The organism is Marinobacter sp. AN1 (genome assembly GCF_026013985.1).
Taxonomy (GTDB): domain Bacteria; phylum Pseudomonadota; class Gammaproteobacteria; order Pseudomonadales; family Oleiphilaceae; genus Marinobacter; species Marinobacter segnicrescens.
The window spans coordinates 319,425-336,418 of record NZ_CP110342.1 but is presented as its reverse complement, the minus strand read 5'-3'; the positions used below and the strand labels follow the sequence as shown (position 1 = coordinate 336,418).

Annotated in this window: 17 protein-coding genes; 8 read left to right on the top strand and 9 right to left on the bottom strand. The window is 61.0% G+C overall.

Translation table 11 applies throughout. The features are described from left to right. Positions 1-91 precede the first annotated feature (91 nt). Both LJ360_RS01495 and LJ360_RS01490 read left to right on the top strand, forming a co-directional pair. On the top strand, positions 92-895 hold the full coding sequence (locus LJ360_RS01495) for an SDR family oxidoreductase (RefSeq protein ID WP_264995040.1): 804 nt from the start codon (positions 92-94) through the stop codon (positions 893-895). Between the two features lie 9 nt (positions 896-904). Then, a complete protein-coding gene (locus LJ360_RS01490) occupies positions 905-1,780 on the top strand; it encodes a crotonase/enoyl-CoA hydratase family protein (RefSeq protein ID WP_091848938.1) in 876 nt (291 codons plus the stop codon). Between the two features lie 374 nt (positions 1,781-2,154). Here the strand turns inward: LJ360_RS01490 and LJ360_RS01485 are convergent, their stop codons facing one another. From LJ360_RS01485 to LJ360_RS01460, 6 genes are all read right to left on the bottom strand, one after another. Further along, positions 2,155-3,180, bottom strand: a complete 1,026-nt coding sequence (locus tag LJ360_RS01485; protein ID WP_264995039.1) for an NADP-dependent oxidoreductase — start codon at positions 3,178-3,180, stop codon at positions 2,155-2,157. A gap of 271 nt (positions 3,181-3,451) precedes the next feature. Further along, the gene (locus LJ360_RS01480; protein ID WP_264995038.1) at positions 3,452-4,657 is read right to left on the bottom strand and encodes a branched-chain amino acid ABC transporter permease; all 1,206 of its coding nucleotides are present in this window, start codon (positions 4,655-4,657) and stop codon (positions 3,452-3,454) included. 12 nt (positions 4,658-4,669) lie between these two features. Continuing rightward, positions 4,670-5,755, bottom strand: a complete 1,086-nt coding sequence (locus tag LJ360_RS01475) for a branched-chain amino acid ABC transporter permease (protein WP_218144765.1) — start codon at positions 5,753-5,755, stop codon at positions 4,670-4,672. Continuing rightward, positions 5,752-6,477, bottom strand: coding sequence for an ABC transporter ATP-binding protein (locus LJ360_RS01470; protein WP_091848941.1), 726 nt, complete (start codon positions 6,475-6,477; stop codon positions 5,752-5,754). Before LJ360_RS01470 ends, LJ360_RS01475 begins: the two co-directional genes overlap by 4 nt. Then, positions 6,470-7,258: an ABC transporter ATP-binding protein gene (locus LJ360_RS01465; protein WP_091848942.1), complete on the bottom strand. Its 789-nt coding sequence runs from the start codon at positions 7,256-7,258 to the stop codon at positions 6,470-6,472. Before LJ360_RS01465 ends, LJ360_RS01470 begins: the two co-directional genes overlap by 8 nt. A 71-nt stretch (positions 7,259-7,329) precedes the next feature. After that, a complete protein-coding gene (locus tag LJ360_RS01460; RefSeq protein ID WP_264995037.1) occupies positions 7,330-8,535 on the bottom strand; it encodes a substrate-binding domain-containing protein in 1,206 nt (401 codons plus the stop codon). A gap of 357 nt (positions 8,536-8,892) precedes the next feature. Between LJ360_RS01460 and LJ360_RS01455 the strand changes: the two genes are divergently transcribed. The 6 genes from LJ360_RS01455 to LJ360_RS01430 are packed head-to-tail and all read left to right on the top strand — an operon-like array spanning position 8,893 to position 13,551. Next, positions 8,893-9,537, top strand: a complete 645-nt coding sequence (locus LJ360_RS01455; RefSeq protein ID WP_091848944.1) for a TetR/AcrR family transcriptional regulator — start codon at positions 8,893-8,895, stop codon at positions 9,535-9,537. Next, on the top strand, positions 9,534-10,310 hold the full coding sequence (locus LJ360_RS01450) for an enoyl-CoA hydratase/isomerase family protein (protein ID WP_264995036.1): 777 nt from the start codon (positions 9,534-9,536) through the stop codon (positions 10,308-10,310). Before LJ360_RS01455 ends, LJ360_RS01450 begins: the two co-directional genes overlap by 4 nt. Continuing rightward, the gene (locus LJ360_RS01445) at positions 10,307-11,821 is read left to right on the top strand and encodes an acyl-CoA synthetase (RefSeq protein ID WP_264995035.1); all 1,515 of its coding nucleotides are present in this window, start codon (positions 10,307-10,309) and stop codon (positions 11,819-11,821) included. Before LJ360_RS01450 ends, LJ360_RS01445 begins: the two co-directional genes overlap by 4 nt. 3 nt (positions 11,822-11,824) lie before the next feature. Beyond that, positions 11,825-12,220 (top strand): MaoC family dehydratase, encoded by a 396-nt coding sequence (locus tag LJ360_RS01440; RefSeq protein WP_091848947.1) that lies wholly within the window; start codon positions 11,825-11,827, stop codon positions 12,218-12,220. Then, positions 12,217-12,591, top strand: a complete 375-nt coding sequence (locus LJ360_RS01435) for a hypothetical protein (RefSeq protein ID WP_091848948.1) — start codon at positions 12,217-12,219, stop codon at positions 12,589-12,591. The genes LJ360_RS01440 and LJ360_RS01435 overlap by 4 nt, the downstream gene beginning before the upstream one ends. A 24-nt stretch (positions 12,592-12,615) precedes the next feature. Next, positions 12,616-13,551, top strand: coding sequence for an alpha/beta hydrolase (locus LJ360_RS01430; RefSeq protein ID WP_091848949.1), 936 nt, complete (start codon positions 12,616-12,618; stop codon positions 13,549-13,551). A gap of 238 nt (positions 13,552-13,789) precedes the next feature. Here LJ360_RS01430 and LJ360_RS01425 read toward each other — a convergent pair whose 3' ends face one another. The 3 genes from LJ360_RS01425 to LJ360_RS01415 form a co-directional block, all read right to left on the bottom strand. After that, on the bottom strand, positions 13,790-15,094 hold the full coding sequence (locus LJ360_RS01425; protein WP_264995034.1) for a TRAP transporter large permease: 1,305 nt from the start codon (positions 15,092-15,094) through the stop codon (positions 13,790-13,792). Positions 15,095-15,109: 15 nt separating this feature from the next. After that, positions 15,110-15,649: a TRAP transporter small permease gene (locus LJ360_RS01420; protein WP_091848951.1), complete on the bottom strand. Its 540-nt coding sequence runs from the start codon at positions 15,647-15,649 to the stop codon at positions 15,110-15,112. A 92-nt stretch (positions 15,650-15,741) separates the two neighbouring features. Then, entirely contained in the window at positions 15,742-16,926 is a 1,185-nt protein-coding gene (locus LJ360_RS01415) for an acetyl-CoA C-acetyltransferase (protein ID WP_264995033.1), read from the bottom strand. Positions 16,927-16,994: the final 68 nt, after the last annotated feature.

Genomic DNA, 16,994 nt, shown 5'->3' with positions numbered 1-16,994 from the left:
GGGAGCGTGTTTTCGTCGCAAAGGACGATGTCTCCGGACGCTGGCTGCGTCACGGTGTCACGATCACAAAAACCACAAGAGGATTGACACCATGAGCGATTCCCCCGCACGTAACGTGCAGCAACTGTTCGACCTGAAAGGCCGCACCGCACTGGTGACCGGCGGCTCCCGGGGGCTTGGCCTGCAGATGGCCCATGCCCTGGGCGAAGCCGGTGCAAAGCTGGTGATCAGCTCCCGCAAGGAAACCGACCTCAACGAAGCCGCTGAGGAACTGCGGGCCGCCGGCCACGATGTCACTCCCATCGTCGCCAACCTGGCCAATGAGGACGACGTTATCGCCCTGGCCGACCAGGCCATTGCCACCCTGGGCCATATAGATGTACTGGTGAACAACGCCGGAGCCACCTGGGGCGCGCCCGCCGAAGACTACCCCATGGACGGCTGGGACAAGGTGATGACCCTTAACGTGCGCAACCTGTTCCTGCTGACCCGTGAAGTGGCGAAAAAGAGCATGATTCCCCGCAAGTATGGCCGCGTCATCAATATCGCGTCCAACGCCGCCATTGGCGGCAACCGGGACCTGATGACCGCCATCGGCTACAACACCAGCAAGGGTGCGGTAGTGACCTTCACCCGTGCGCTGGCCGCGGAATGGGGCATTCACGGCATTACCGTCAACGCCATCGGCCCGGGCTATTTCCCCAGCAAGATGTCGAAGGGCCTGAAGGACCAGCACGGCGACGAAGGCCTGATCCGCAACGTGCCCCTTCGCCAGACCGGCGACGACGAGGCCCTCAAGGGCGCCACCGTCATGTTCGCCTCCGACGCCGGCAAGCACACCACCGGTCAGGTTCTCTACATCGACGGCGGCTGTTCCGCCATGATCGCCGGATAAGGAGTTTCCATGAGTCAGTTTGAAACCATTACCCTTGGCGTCGAGGACGGCATTGCCACCATCACCCTCAACCGGCCGGACCGGATGAACGCCTTCACCCTGCAGATGATGGATGAGCTCATTGCGGCCTTCGACCAGACCGATGCCGACGACAACGTGCGTGCGGTAATCGTCACCGGTGCCGGCAAGGCGTTCTGCGCCGGGGCGGACCTGTCTGGTGGCGCCGACACCTTCAACTACGAGGAGCAGAAAGGTAATGCACCGGACCCGCTGGCTAACGGCGTCAATCGCGACGGCGGCGGCATGGTGTCGCTGCGAATTTTCCGTAGCCTGAAACCGGTGATTGGAGCCATTAACGGCGCTGCCGTCGGTGTGGGGGCCACCATGTCCCTGGCCATGGACATTCGCCTGGCCTCCGAAAAGGCCCGCTATGGCTTCGTCTTCGCTCGCCGGGGTATCGTACCGGAAGCAGCTTCGTCCTGGTTTATCTCCCGGGCCGTCGGGCTGTCCACCGCGCTGAACTGGTGTATGAGCGGACGACTGATCAACGCCGATGAGCTGGAAAGACGAGGCCTGGTGGAATCCGTCCATGCGCCGGAAGACCTCTACCCCGCCGCCGTCGCCATCGCCCGTGAAATTGCCGACAACACCGCCCCGGTGTCCGTCGCCATGACCCGCCAGATGCTGTGGCGCATGGCCGGCGCCAGCCATCCGATGGAAGCCCACCAACTGGACAGCCGCGCGGTCCAGGCCCGTGGCGCGTCAGCGGATGCCAAGGAGGGTGTGGCGTCGTTCCTGGAGAAGCGGCCAGCGGAATATCCCAACAAGGTGTCCACCGACATGCCGGCGTTTTTTGACTGGCAGGGGGAGCCGGAGTTTCGGTGATTGGACTCCGGTGCAAGCCGCTCCGAGGCGGGGAGGTCTTTCGCCGCCGCGTCGGAGGGGCGTCCTGCCACCCCAACCGAATGAAGGGGGCGTGTCCGGCCAACCATCACAGATGGTTGGCGTTCGCCTGCGCATGAAGCTTTGCTTCATAAACGCTTGTCTCACCCATGCCCCTGCTCTGAAAGACCTCCCCACCCCGGATCGCCCCAGACCCTGAGTGTGCTTCCAGAGCTAACCTCCCGACAGATCATGCCAACTCCCTAAGCAAAAAAACCGGAGTACCCACTAAAGGTCTCCGGTGACAGTATGGTGGCTGTCTATCGCCTCCGCTCGAGGTTCGCTCGCTTTACAGGAGAAGACTCATGGCCTGGAACTTAGGGCTCTTCTGACACCCTGACCATCAGCTTGCCGTCGTTACCGCCGGTGAACAGCAGTGAAAGACCATCCAGGGCATTATCCAGGCCCTCGACCACATGGTTCTTCCACTTCAGCTGATCCTTGCTGACCCACTCGGTCAGTGCCTCCAGGGCTTCGGGGAACCGCTTCTGATAGTCGATCACGATAAAGCCCTTCACCGTCAGGCGCTTCATCAGCACGCGGCCAAAGTCCTTCGGACCGGGCATCACGCCCTCATCGTTATAGCGGGAAATCATGCCACACAGGGACAGCCGGCCATTGAGATTCAGGCGATTGTAGATGGCGTCCATGATGTCGCCGCCCACATTCTCGAACTGGATATCCACACCGTCCGGACACAGGCGGTCCAGCGACGCCGGCACGTCGTCATTGCGATAATCAATGGCACCGTCAAAACCCAGCTCGTCGGTCAGCCAGCGGCATTTTTCAGGACCACCGGCAATACCGACGACCCGACAACCTTTCAGCTTGCCAATCTGACCAACAATGGAGCCCACGGCACCGGCAGCGGCGGACACCACCAGGGTTTCACCCGGCTGGGGATTACCGATATCCAGCAGGCCAAAATAGGCGGTGATCCCGGTCGAACCCAGCACCGACATATAGGCCGACAGGGGAATATCCGGATGCCGGTCCACCGGCCGCACCATCTTGCCATCGGCAACAGTGAAAGCTTCCCAGCCTCCAACGACGGGTTTGACAATATCCCCGGCCTTGAAGCGGTCGGAACGGGATTCCTCCACCACGCCCAGGGTACCGCCACGCATAACGTCACCCACCTGGACCGGCGGCAGGTATTGCTCGCGGTCGCTCATCCACAGGCGGTGGGTGGGATCCAGTGACAGATAGATATTACGAATAAGGACCTGACTGTCCTCAAGGTCCGGAACCGGCTGGGTAACCAATTCCAGGTGCTCAGCGGTAATGTCCGCTTCCGGGCGCTTGCGCAGCACCCAGCGCTGGTTCTGACGCTTGTCGGTCATGGGAGCATCCTGTTGTTCTTGTATGTGATAACAGTTTGCGCCCTATGCACTATCCGGACATCGTCCGTTACGACGAATATGGACTTCGCTCTCCCTGAACAGTGGCGTATCCAGGCCACTGGAAACTCTGGGGCGTCACGGTGGTGGGGAGGTCTTTCAGAGCAGGGGCATGGATGCCCCGGAAGCGTTGGGGTGGCAGGACGCCCCTCCAACGCGGCGGCGAAAGACCTCCCCAGCGCCGGGACGTCTTGCACCGCCATCGACACCTCTCTCAAGTCTGCACTACAGCCTCCGCCTCCGGCCCGGAAGGCGGTGGCGACTTCCGATTACGCCGCTGCAAAGCCCAGATCCGCAACTGCCCCACCACCCCGGCAGGAAAGAAGTACACACTGAGCACAAAGAGCACGCCGAACCAGAGCAGCCAGTGGTCCTCACCCAGCAGGTTCTCCACCAGCGGAATCCCGGCGGTGTACTGACCGACCCAGCCCAGCAGGTCCTGCAGGTAGTTCTGGGCCAGGATGAACAGCGTGCTCCCCACAATCGCGCCATACAGCGTACCCATGCCCCCGATAACGCACATCAGCAGGATGAACACCATCAGCTCGAAGTTCAGGGTGTTCTCCGGGTTCACATACCGGTTGATCAGCGCAAACCCCGCACCCGCCAGCGTCGCCACCAGGGCAGACAGGATCACCACCGCGGTACGGTAAACCACCGTACGATAGCCCAGCGCCTCCGCCCGGAACTCATTCTCCCGGATCGCCTGCAACACCCGGCCAAACGGCGAATTCACCAGGCGCAGCAGGAACAGGAACACCCCGGTTGCCATGGCCACCAGCACGTAGTACATCACGTTGCGACCATTAAAGCGCACCTCGAACGTGGCTTCCTGCCACACCTGCCCGATATTCCAGGGCTGGGTCAGCAGTCCCTTCAGCAAGGTGGGAACATCGATACCGGGCAACGAATTCTCAAAGGGCCGGAACGCAGGGCCCAGCTCACGGGGCACCCGTACCCGCATACCATCCTCACCGCCGGTGATGTTATACAACTGGGTAACCAGGCTGAGGAAGGCAAAGGCCACCGCCAGCGTCACCAGGGCAAAGAAGATGGCCTTTACCCGCAGGGACAACAGCCCCAGCAACAGAGACAACACAAAGCTGACCGCCAGGGCGCCAATAATGCCCACCAGTACAGCCCCGAACGAATTACCCATGCCGTCTACCGCCATGGCGACACCATAGGCTCCGATACCAAAGAACATGGTGTGCGCAAAGGACACGATGTGGGTGTATCCCAGCATCAGGTCATAGGCCGCCACCACCATGATGAACACGCAGATCATGCCCAGGGTGGTAAACGCCCGGATACCGTCAAACAGGAAGGGCCCGAGCGCCAGGCTCACCACGATGACCAGCAGCAACGCCGTCAGGGTTTTGCTGCGGGGGAAGTCTTCCGACAGAATTCGACTTAACATCTTTGCTTCTCCCTAAACCTTGATCACCGGGATCAGCCCCTGGGGCCGCCACATAAGTACGCCTACCATCAGCCCCACCGTGGCCACGGCCGCCAGCCGGGGCTCGACAAAGCCGATGTAGAGGTTGATCAGCCCCACCAGCAGGGCGCCATAGAAACAGCCACGGATGGAACCGAGACCGCCGAGGATGATCACCACAATCACCGAGATCATCATTTCATCCCCCATATGGGGCGTGAGCAGCTCCTTGTACATACCCCACATGACGCCGCCGAGTCCCGCCAGCGCCGAACCCGCAATAAACACACCCAGGAACAGCAGGTGAATCCGGTAGCCCTGGATTTCCACCATCTCCCGGCTTTCCACGCCAGCCCGGATCAGGATGCCGATACGAGTGCGGTCGATAATCCACAACATGCCGGCGTAAATCGCCAGCCCCAGTACCACGGCCACCAGGCGATATTTCTCCAGCACAATACCGCCAATCAGCGGCAGGGCCTCTGGCACAAGGAACGCACCCTGCAGGGCTTCCGGGCGGGTAACCGGGATCTCGTTGGGCCCCCAGATCACCTCGATCAGCTGCATCAGGATGATGGAGCCGCCAACCGTCACGAGGATCTGTTTCAGGTGGTCACCGTAGACCGGTTTGATGACCAGCTTCTCAAACACCAGGCCCACCACACCGGCAATGAACGCGGCAAAGAGGAGCGCGGGTATTATTGCCACCAGGTTGGTGAGGAACGAGGGCGAACTGGCGAATCCATCCAGCCAGAAGGCCAGCACGGTGCCGCCGGCAAAGGCGCCAAGCGAGATAAAGGCACCGTGGGCAAGGTTCAGCACGCTCATCAGGCCAAACGTCAGGGTCATACCAGACGCCATCAGGAACAGCACGGCACCCATGGCTACACCGCTGATGGTCAGCACCAGCCAGGTGCGAAAGTCGATAACGGCTATCGATGCGAGCAACATGATGGCCAGCAGGAACAGGTGGGCCCGGTGCTCTCGCTGGTCCCTCAGCCACTCAATGGGACTGCGGCGTTCCCGCTCGCTACCGGAACCGGTTTCGGACAGCGGCATGGCAGTGGTCTCCTCAGTCATTGGTGTGCTCCCAGTCCAAGGCCCAGCAGGTCCTGCTGGAGCTCTTCATTCTCCGCCAGCTCGGCCATGGTGCCGGCATGCACCACCGCACCATCGTTCATCACGGCCACGGTCTGGCCCAGGCGGCGGGAGAAGTTGAAATTCTGCTCCACCAGCAGGATGCTCACCTGCTGCTCTTTGAGCTGATCAAAGGCATCCGCCAGGTCATTGATAATCGCCGGCGCCAGGCCCTTGGTGGGCTCGTCCACCAGCAACAGGTCCCGCGGTTCGATCACCGCCCGGGCGATGGCCAGCATCTGCTTCTGGCCGCCGGACAGGGTGCCCGCCGGCTTGTCCCAGAACTTCTTCAGGGGCGGGAACAGGTCGAATATCCATTGCAGCCGTGCCTCATCCATGGGGCCGCTGACGGCAGCAAGAACCAGGTTCTCCCGCACGGTCAGCAGGCCAAAAATGCCCATACTCTCCGGCACGAAAGCGATTCCGGCCCGGGCAATTTTCGGGGTCGGCCAGCGGCTGATGTCCTGCCCCTGGTAGGTCACGGTGCCACCGGTCAGGGTGGTCAGACCCATGATGGTCCGCAAAGTGGTGCTCTTGCCGGCGCCATTGCGGCCCAACAGAACCGTGAGCTCACCTTTTGGCACCACCAGGTCGACACCGTGGAGAATATGGTACTGGTCAATGTCCGCCTTCACGCCGGACAGTTTCAGTATGGGTTCAGCCATGGGCCACCTCCGGCTGCTGATCCGGTGAGGCACCGAGGTAGGCTTCCTGCACGACGGGAGAGGCAATCACCTCCGCCGGCTCGCCATCGGCGACCAACTCACCGTTATGCAGGACAACGATGCGATCGGAGAGCGACCGCACCACGTCCATTTTGTGTTCTACCAGCAGGATGACCTTGTCCTGCTGTTTCTTGATATCGGCGATCAGGTCGAGAATGACCGGCACTTCGTCGACGCTCATACCCGCTGTTGGTTCGTCGAACATGAACACTTCCGGCTCCAGGGCGAGCATCAGGGCTACTTCCAGCTTGCGCTGATCACCGTGGGGCAGGCCCGATACCAGGTAGCCTGCACGGTTAGCCAGGTTGACCCGGGTCAGGTACTCCATGGCCCGGTCCGTCAGGTCCCGGCGGTGGCTGGCCATCTGCCAGAACACATGACCGATATGGTGACGGGCGGCGACGGCCAGGCGCACATTTTCCAGCGCCGTCAGGTTGGGAAACAGGTTGGTCAGCTGAAACGCGCGCCCCAGGCCCTTGTCGGCCCGACGTGCTGCCGTCAGCCCGGTCAGGTCCTCGCCATTGAGAAGGACCTGGCCTGCGGTGGCCTTCAACTGCCCGGAAATCAGGTTGAACCAGGTGGTCTTGCCGGCGCCATTGGGACCGACAATGGAGGTCAGGGTCCCCTTGTGGAACTGGCAGGAGACCCGGTTGACCGCCACGTGCCCACCAAAATTGATGGTGAGATCACGGGTTTCAAGCACCGCTTGTTCGGATGACATGAACAACTCCGGCTGTCTGCTCTTCATTGTGTGGCCCCCGGGGATCCGGGGGCCTTCCAGGAGGGAATCGTTCAGTTACGGACCGGGATGTCCATTTCACTGCGATCAATAATACGGATCAGCTTGGGCACGCCCGCTTCGACAGTGCGACCTGCAAACCAGTCATCACGCTCTTCCACTTCAATCTCGAAGTGATACATGTCCTGCATGGCCTGGTGGTCCTCGGCACGGATCTCCATTTCACCTTTCGGGGTCTGGAAGGTGAGGCCCTCAAAGGCGGCGATCAGATCCTCGGTGTCTGTGGAGCCACCGGCCTTGCGAATGGCTTCAGTAATCGCCATCGCCTGGGCAAAGCCCTGGGCGGTGAAGAAATCCGGGGCCGCGTTGTGGCGATCAAAGTGCTGCTCCACAAGCCAGTCGTTGATCTCGTTATCCGGCGATTCGAAATAATAGAAGCCGGCACCCTGCATGCCCGGGAAGTCCGAGTATCCAACCAGTGCTGCCAGAATATTGCCCCCGGTAGCCAGTTTGATGCCGAACCGGCTCGGGTCCAGGTCCTGGATACGGCCCAGCGGGTTGGAAGAGCCAGCCCAGATGGCAAAGATGTACTTGCCCTTTTCACAGTCACTGCGATCCTTCAGGGAGTCAAACAGGCGCTGAGCCGCCGCGGTAAAGTCGGTAGCATCGGTGGGCAGGTACTCCTCGTGGACAATCTTGCCTCCTTCGCCTTCCATCGCTTCTTTATAGGCGGCAACACCGTCACGGCCAAACGCGTAGTCCTGGGCAATAGTGGATACACACACACCGGGCTCACCCAGGGCAACCGCATTGGAGACGGCATCCTGTGAGGAGTTACGGCCTACCCGGAACACGTAGCGGTTCCACTCGGCACCGGTGATGGCATCCGCCACCCCTTCCGGCATGATGATGCGCTCGTAGTCCTGGGCCAGCGGCAAGGTCGCCAGGGCGACACCGGAAGACACCGGTCCCACCACGATGTGCGCGTCATCCTCTGCATAGGCTTCCTCTACCAGCGCGCGGGCCCGGGCCGGGTCCAGCTGGGTGTCCTTGCGGGAGATCTCGATCTGACGGCCCTCGATTTTCATGGTGCCGTCGGTGGCGTACTCAAAACCCATGTTCAGACCAATATCCAGCTGCTCGGCGTAGGGCGCCAGCGGTCCGGTAAAACCGGTGACATGGGCAATGCGGATGGAGTCGGCTGCCTGGACGGAAACCGCCCCCATGGAAATGGCGGCTGCAAGCATGATGCGCTTCATAACACTATCCCCTGTTCTTGTTGTCGGGCGTTACTGTTAGGCGAGCGGTGAACCTGTCGGACACCACACCTTTTGTCGTTGTTCGGGATAAAATATGACAACTGATTCAGGTTTTATCAAGAAAAAAGTGCAGGTTTTTGCCTATCAATCACTCAACTATCGATAGAAATAAACTAGAAAATAGCCTGTAAGACCACTAATAAGGGGACTATCCGCCTTGACAGGCTTACCGCACCTTTCTAAATTAGTTGACGACCGATTCATGTTTCGTGATGATAAATCATCAGAAAAGTCACCCACTCTACCCGGGGAGCGGACACTATTCCGCCCTGCCACCGACGCGAAAGGAACAGGCTGATGAGTACAACAACACAAGCCCCGCAGTCTCCGGGCGCACCAAAAACCGCCCGGGGCGCGCGCACCCGGGCAAAGATACTGGTAGCCGCGGAAGAGACATTCGGCAGCCTTGGCTATCACCGCGCCGGCGTCACTGACATCACCAGGGCCGCCGGGGTCGCCCAGGGCACCTTCTACACCTACTTCACCAGCAAGGAAGAAATCCTGCGGGAGCTGGTGATGGACCTGGGCCACAAGCTGCGCGCCCACCTGGCGGCCCAGGTAATCAGCTCCGGTGACCGGCTGGAAGCGGAAGAACAGGGCCTGCGAGCCTTCCTCCAGTACCTGGCTGACCACCCTTCCCTCTACCGGGTTCTGCAGGAGGCCCAGTTCGTAGACGAAGCCATCTACCAGGAGTACTACGAAACCTTTGCCCGGGGTTACACCGACATGCTCAATGCTGCCGCCCGCAAGGGCGAGATCCGCGCAGGCAACAACCAGCACCGGGCCTGGGCCCTGATGGGCCTGTCCCATTTCCTCGGGCTGAAGTACGCCCTGTGGGATCAGCGCGCGAAACAGGGTGACGGCGCCTTCGACCCCATCGTGGAAACCATCTCGGACCTGTTCCGTAACGGCCTGGCGCTGAACGGGAGGGACAAGGGATGAGTGAGAATCGCTACCGCCACGTTATCTACCGGGTAGAAAACGGTATTGGCAGGCTGACCCTGAACCGTCCTGAACGGCACAACGCCCTGGTACCTGAACTGCTCGAAGACCTTGAACGCGCGCTCAACCAGTGCCGACAGGATTTGCCGAATGTGCTAGTGATTGATGCGGCCGGCAAATCCTTCTCCACCGGTGGCGACGTGGCCGGTTTCTACGATACGCCGAGAGCGGAGCGGCACACCTACGCCAGTACCGTGGTAGGCACCCTTAACAAGGTGATCTGTCAGCTGCTGGAGCTGCCAGTTCCTACCATCACCGCAGTGCACGGCATGGTCACCGGGGGCTCCATCGGGCTGGTGCTGGCCAGTGACATCGTGGTGGCCGGGCCTAAAGCCAGCTTCGCACCCTGGTACACCGTCGTAGGGTACAGTCCGGACGGCGGCTGGACCGCCCTGCTCCCGGAACGTATAGGCCGGGGTCGGGCCCTGGACGTGCAACTCACCAACCGCACCATTACCCGAGACGATGCCCTGAGCTGGGGGCTGGCCCAATACGGGACCGCAGCCGGGGAAGAACTGGCCACGGCGCTATCTCTCGCAACCACCCTGAGCGGTCACAAGACAGGAAGCATTGCCCGCACCCTGCGGCTGAACCGGCCCGATCCGCAACATACAGCCGTCGCACTGGAACGGGAGCGACAGGAATTCCTGGAACAGATCACAACCGATGAGGCCGATCGCGGTATGGCCGCCTTTCTCGGGAGGAGTGCATGAACTGGTTTGACCTGGCGGGCCACCGGGCCCGCGTGACCCCCGACCGCCTGGCCCTGGAAGACCTGGCGTCAGGATCCTCGTATAACTACCGGCAGCTCAACGAACAGGCTGCACGGTTTGCAGCAGCCGCCCGTGGCACCTGGGGCCTGGGTGAAGGCGACCGCATTGCCTTCCTGGGCCACAGCCGGGCAGAGTTCTTTGTCATGCTCTTTGGCTGCGCCAAGGCCGGCCTTGTCCTGGTCCCCCTGAACTGGCGCCTGGCCCAACCCGAGCTTGAGCAGTTGATGGAGGACTGTACTCCCAAAGCGCTGATCTTTGGCGAGGAATTCACCGACAGTGCTCAAGAACTCATGGCGTCCGGCCACGCCGCGGTACTCGTAGACCTTGATGGCAAGGCGGAAGGTTGCCGCCACTATGACACGGACCTTGCGGAAACCACCCCGGAGCTCACACCACACCCCGACCGGGACCCGGACACACCCTGGTACCTGCTCTACACCTCCGGAACCACTGGCCGCCCCAAGGGGGTGATCCAGACCTTCCGCATGATGATGAGCAACTACCTGAACATTGGCCTGGCGGTGGACCTGACGGGACAGGACACGCTGCTCAATGTGCTGCCCCTGTTCCATACCGCCGGCATTAACCTGTACTCGTCCGCCGTGTTCCTTGCTGGAGGCACGGTGCTGGTGGCCAGGACTTTCGAACCCGACCAGGCCATGGACGTACTGGAGAACCGCGCCACTATCTTCTTCGGCGTACCGGCGGTGTACCAGGCCATCCTGGAACACCCCGCGTTCAGCGGTGACCGGTTGCGCAATGTTCGCTCCTGGGGCTGTGGTGGCGCCCCGCTGGCCTTGCCGGTGGCCCGCCGGTTCGTCGAACAGGGTATCCGCGTGCGTACCGGTATGGGCATGACCGAAACCGGCCCCACTGTCTTCCTGCTGGACGAGGCCGATGTGCTGGACAAGATTGGCTCGGTGGGTCGCCCGCAACTGCTCACGGAAGTGCGCATCGTCGGCACTGACGGCAAGGACGTTGCTCAGGGAGAGTCCGGCGAACTGCTGATCCGTGGGCCCAATGTCACCCCCGGCTACTGGAACCGTCCGGACGCAACAGCCGATGCCATCGAACCCGACGGCTGGCTCCACAGCGGTGATGTGGCCCGCTGCGATAAGGACGGCTGCTACTACATCGTCGACCGCTGGAAAGACATGTTCATTTCTGGCGGCGAGAACGTCTATCCCGCCGAGGTAGAGCGGGTCCTGGTGGAGCACCCGGCAGTCAGCGAAGTGGCTGTGGTGGGTGTTGCGGACGAAAAGTGGGGCGAGGTAGGCAAGGCCTTCCTGTGCCTCCGACCCGACAGCCAGGAACCGGATCCTGCCACCCTCAATGCCTGGTGCCGCGAGCGCCTGGCCGGTTACAAGGTGCCCAAGTATTTCCAGGTGGTGGATGAACTGCCGCGCAATGCGCTGGGCAAGGTTACCAAGCAGGTACTCAGACAGGACTGAACAATGAGTGATGCCAATATCCCCTGTGAGCAGAATTTCATGCTTACCCAGGAAGACTTTGACCGGTTCGCCAGGCTCAGCGGCGACCACAATCCGATCCATGTAGACCCGGAGTTCTCCGCCCGCACCAGCTTCGGCCGCACGGTATCCCACGGCATGTTGCTGTTCAGCGTGGTTCGCAGCCTGCTGGCCCAGACATGGCCGGGGTCGACACTCAACCGCCAGAGCCTGATGTTCCCCTCCCCTGCCTACGCCGGCGACACCCTGGCGTTGGTGGTGGAGCAACAAAAAGCGGAAGGAGACCGCCTGGTTCTGAAAACCACCATCACCCGACCGGACGGAGAAACCTGCCTGACCGGCGAGTGCGAACTGACTGTGCCTGAAAAGGAGGCATCATGAACCTGGACCGCTTTGATGCCCTGAAAGAAGGACAGTCAGCCAAGCTGAACCGGACCTTCACCGCAGAAGATGTCCGCGAATGGTGCGAGCTTTGCCAGCTTGACCAGGACTGGCCGGGGGTTCCCGAACCGCTGATCGCCGGCCTGTTCTCCTGCCTGCTTGGAGAAGACCTGCCTGGCCACGGCACCAATTACCTGAAACAGGCCATGACCTTTCACACCGCCGCCGACACCAGTGAAGCCCTGCAGGCCAGCGTGACTATCAGCCGCCTGCGGCGGGACAAAGCGCTGGTGAACCTGACAACCGTCTGTACCGGCCGCGATGGCCGCCTGATCTGTGACGGCGAAGCGCTGGTCCTGTTCCAGCACTGACCCCGCCCGCACCGGAGCAACCTGATGACCGACGTACATCCCAACCTGCGCGCCTGGCTTGACCAGCTCAACCCCATGGTCGCCGAACAAAAAGCCCGCGGCGTGGAAGCCACCCCCCAGATGGTCCGGGACAGCCTGGCCGGTCTGACGACCACCTTTGTCACCAGGGCACCAGAACTGCCTCTGGTCCGGGACCTGCTGGCAGAAACCCCGGACGGTCCAGTACCGGTGCGGCTCTATCACCCCCAACCGGATACCGCCAGGCCCGTTATGGTGTTCTTCCATGGTGGCGGCCATATGGCAGGCAGCGTCGCTGTCTACGACCCCATAGCCCGGAAGCTGGCCGAGGCCACGGGCATGCTGGTGCTTTCGGTGGATTACCGGCTCGCGCCGGAAACGCCTTATCCGGGCGGACTTACTGACTGCCTCAATGTTACCCGTCAGGTATGGGCGTTCCTGGAACAGGCGCAAGTTCCCTTCGAGCGGCGGCTGGTACTTGCCGGCGATTCCGGTGGGGCCACCTATGCGGCCACCGTCAGCCGGCAACTGGCAGGCAACACGGAGCTGAACCTCTCCCATCAGGTACTCATCTATCCGAGCCTGGACTACACCATGGACCACCCATCCATTACCGGGCATGGTGACGGTTACCTGCTGGAGGAACCCCGTATTCGCTGGTACTTCGACCATTACTTTGCCGATGGCGAAGACCGCAGGGCGGCCTCGCCGCTGCATATGCCGGTACCTGACGGCATGCCTGCCACACTGGTCATCACCGCCGGCTACTGCCCCCTGCACGATGAAGGTGTGGCCTATGCCCGCAAGCTCGAGGGTGCCGGTGTGGCGTGTCAGCTAAAAGACTACGCCGACATGATCCATGCCTACCTTAACCTTGAAGACCTTGTGCCTGAGACCTGTTCGGATACCTACAATTTGATTAGCGAATTTGTTGGTCGATAACACCAGGCCCTCAGGCTTGGGATGAAGCTCCGCGCCGGGGGTGGTCTTTCGCCGCCGCGTCGGAGGGGCGTCCTGCCACCCCAACGCTTCCGGGGCTTCCCTGCCCCTGCTCTGAAAGACCACCCCCACCCCGGAGCCCGAACTCTGCAGACGGGCCTCTTGCGCTAAAGCAAAAAGCCAGACCGGATATCCCGGCCTGGCCTTCGTTTTTCACATTACAGGGCTAGCTAATCAGCGACTACCCAAGTCCCGGCAGGAACAGAATGATATCCGGGAAGGTCATCAGCAGGAACAGGACGAACAGGTCCATGATGAGGAACCAGAAGATCCCTCTGAACACCTGCGCCGTGGTGACCAGCTTACCCACCACACTCTTAATGACGAACACGTTCATGCCAATCGGTGGCGTGATCATGCCGATCTCCAGCAGCTTGGTCAGCACCACACCGAACCACAGCAGGCTCAGGCCCAGGTTGTCGATGATCGGCAACACGATGGGCAGGGTCAGCAGCATGGCGCCGATGGGCTCCAGGAACATGCCCAGCAGCACGTAGATCAGCACGATGGCCAGCAGGATGATCACCACACCGGCATCCAGGCCGATGATCCAGTCGGACAGGAAGTCACCGGCACCGGAGAGCGCCAGGAAGCGGGTCAGCAGGCTGGCACCCACGGCGATGATGATCAGCGCACTGGTGGTCAGCAGGGTTTCCAGGATGGCATCCCGGAACCGCTGCCAGGTCAGGCTGCGCTTGATGGCAGCCACCACCAGCGACAGGAAGGCACCCACGGCACCGGCCTCGGTCGGCGTGAAGATACCGCCAAACAGGCCCCCGAAGATACCGATCATGATCAGGATCACCGGCCAGGTGTCCTTCAGGGCCCAGACCTTGTCTGCGAACGGAATATGTTCGTTGGTGTCCGGCGCCAGTTCCGGGTTCAGTTTCACCCGTATCAGTACCACGGCGATATAGCCGATGGCGGTGAGGATACCGGCGGAGATACCACCAAGGAACAGCCCGGTGATGGACTCCTGGGCGATGATGCCGTACAGGATCATGATGATGGACGGCGGAATCAACGCCCCGATCGTACCCGCTACCGCCACGGTACCGGTGGCCAGTTCCGGGTTATAGCGATACTTAACCATCTCCGGCACTGCGATCCGGCCCATGGCCGCCGAGCAGGCCACCGAGGAACCGGACACCGCCGCAAAGCCGGCGGAACCGAAAATAGCCGCAATCGCCAGCCCCCCGGGGATACCGGACAGCCACATCCGCGCTGCCCGGAACATGCCCTGGGTGAGCTGGGTGTGATAGCAGATAAAGCCCAGCAAGAGGAACATGGGCACCGAGCTGAGCACCCAGTTGGCGGCAAACTGGTAGGGAATGATGCCAATGGAGCCCCAGGCCACATTGAAGCCCATCAGATACCACAGGCCACCGAAGGACACGCCAATCAGCGTGACACCAATAGGAATGCGCAGCGCAATCAGGAAGATAATCAGGCCAAGACCGGTGAGGCCAATCTGTACGTCACTCATTGTTGTTATCTCTCGTCAGTCCGGGTCGAGTTCGTCGGCTTCAGCACGTTCCGTGTCCAGGCCGCTCTCATGGGGCAGGAAGCTGTTGATCAGCTTATACAGCACCACCAGCGTCATCAGACCGGCGCCCAGGGGCAACATGTAATAGGTCACCCAGATGGAAATATCCGAGTTGCCCTGAACGATGGAGGCACCCATTGAGTACTTTTTCTGGGCCTCGCCAAAGGTACGGACCGCCAGGAAGCTGAACACCACCAGCGAACACAGCATGGCGAAGCGCTCCAGGTTGTGGCGCAGCCAGGCCGGCATGTGTTCGGTAATCACCTCAACAGAGATGTGCGCATCCTTTTGCTCCGCAAACGCCAGCGGAATAAAGGCCGCGATGGACATGTAGTAGTAGGAAACGATGGTGATGGTGCCCGGGATGGGCGCGTTGAAGAAGTAACGCCCGACCACATCAGCGGTGATGTGGAACATCATCAGTGCGATCGCCAGACCGCCGATAATGGATATCACGTTGGTTATCTTCGACAGGAACCGACCGATTGCAAACATAGTGCAACCTCCTTGCCCATGGGGGCTGATTGTTATTGTATGGCTGCGGGCGGAGGAAATGAGGGTGGCCCGAAGCAGCCACCCTCAGACCGTCAGAGCCGCTCGATGATGGTCACGTTGGCCATGCCGCCACCTTCACACATGGTCTGCAGACCATAGCGACCGCCTCGGTCGTGCAGGGCGTTGACCAGTGTAGTCATCAGCTTGGTGCCGGATGCACCCAGCGGATGACCCAGCGCGATAGCGCCACCATTCACGTTAAGACGCTCCGGATCCGCGCCGGTTACCTGAAGCCAGGCCATGGGCACAGGAGCAAAGGCCTCGTTGACCTCAAACAGGTCAATGTCATTGATGCTCAGGCCTGTCTTTTTCAGTGCAGCCTGGGTAGCAGGTACCGGGGCTTCCAGCATGATTACGGGGTCATGACCAATCACGCTCATATGATGGATACGGGCCAACGGCTCAACGCCCAGTGCTTTCAGGCCTTTCTCACTGACCACCATGACGCCGGTGGCGCCATCACAGATCTGGCTGGCCACGGAAGCACTGATAAAGCCGCCCTCCTGAATGGGCTTCACTGACGCAATGCCTTCCAGGGTCGCGTCGAAGCGGATGCCCTCGTCCACCAGGTGCATTTCATCCTGCAGTCCACCTTCAGCGGTATTGACCTGCACCGGCAGGATCTCGTTCTTGAACTTTCCGGCTTCAGTGGCTGCAATGGCGCGCTTGTGGCTTTCCAGGGAGAACTTGTGAAGGTCTTCCCGGCTGAAACCATATTTCTTGGCCATCATTTCGGCGCCCATGAACTGGCTGAACTCAGGCACGTCCGGGTAACGCTCGCGGATCGCCGGGCCCATGTAATGGTCTGCCATGTTGGCTTTCTGGGCCAGGAACAGGGCGGAACCCATGGGGGTACGGGTCATGCTTTCCACACCAGCTGCGATCACAACGTCCTGGCTGCCGGACATTACGGCCTGAGCCGCAAAGTGAAGGGCCTGCTGTGAGCTGCCACACTGACGGTCAACAGAGGTGCCAGGTACAGATTCCGGCAACTTGGAAGCCAGCACCGCGTTACGGGCAATATTGGTGGACTGCTCGCCAACCTGCATGACACAGCCCATGATAACGTCGTCGATCAGCTTGGGGTCTGCATCGACACGGTCCACCAGGTCATTCAGCACAAGACCGGCCAGGTCGGTGGAATGCCAGCCTGAAAGACGGCCACCACGGCGGCCGCCAGCGGTACGTGATGCGGCTACAATATATGCTTCTGCCATTTTACTATCCTCGTTTTGGCCGCCCTGCGGCGCATTTGATTCAGCTACGGTCCGGCCAGCTCTGGGCC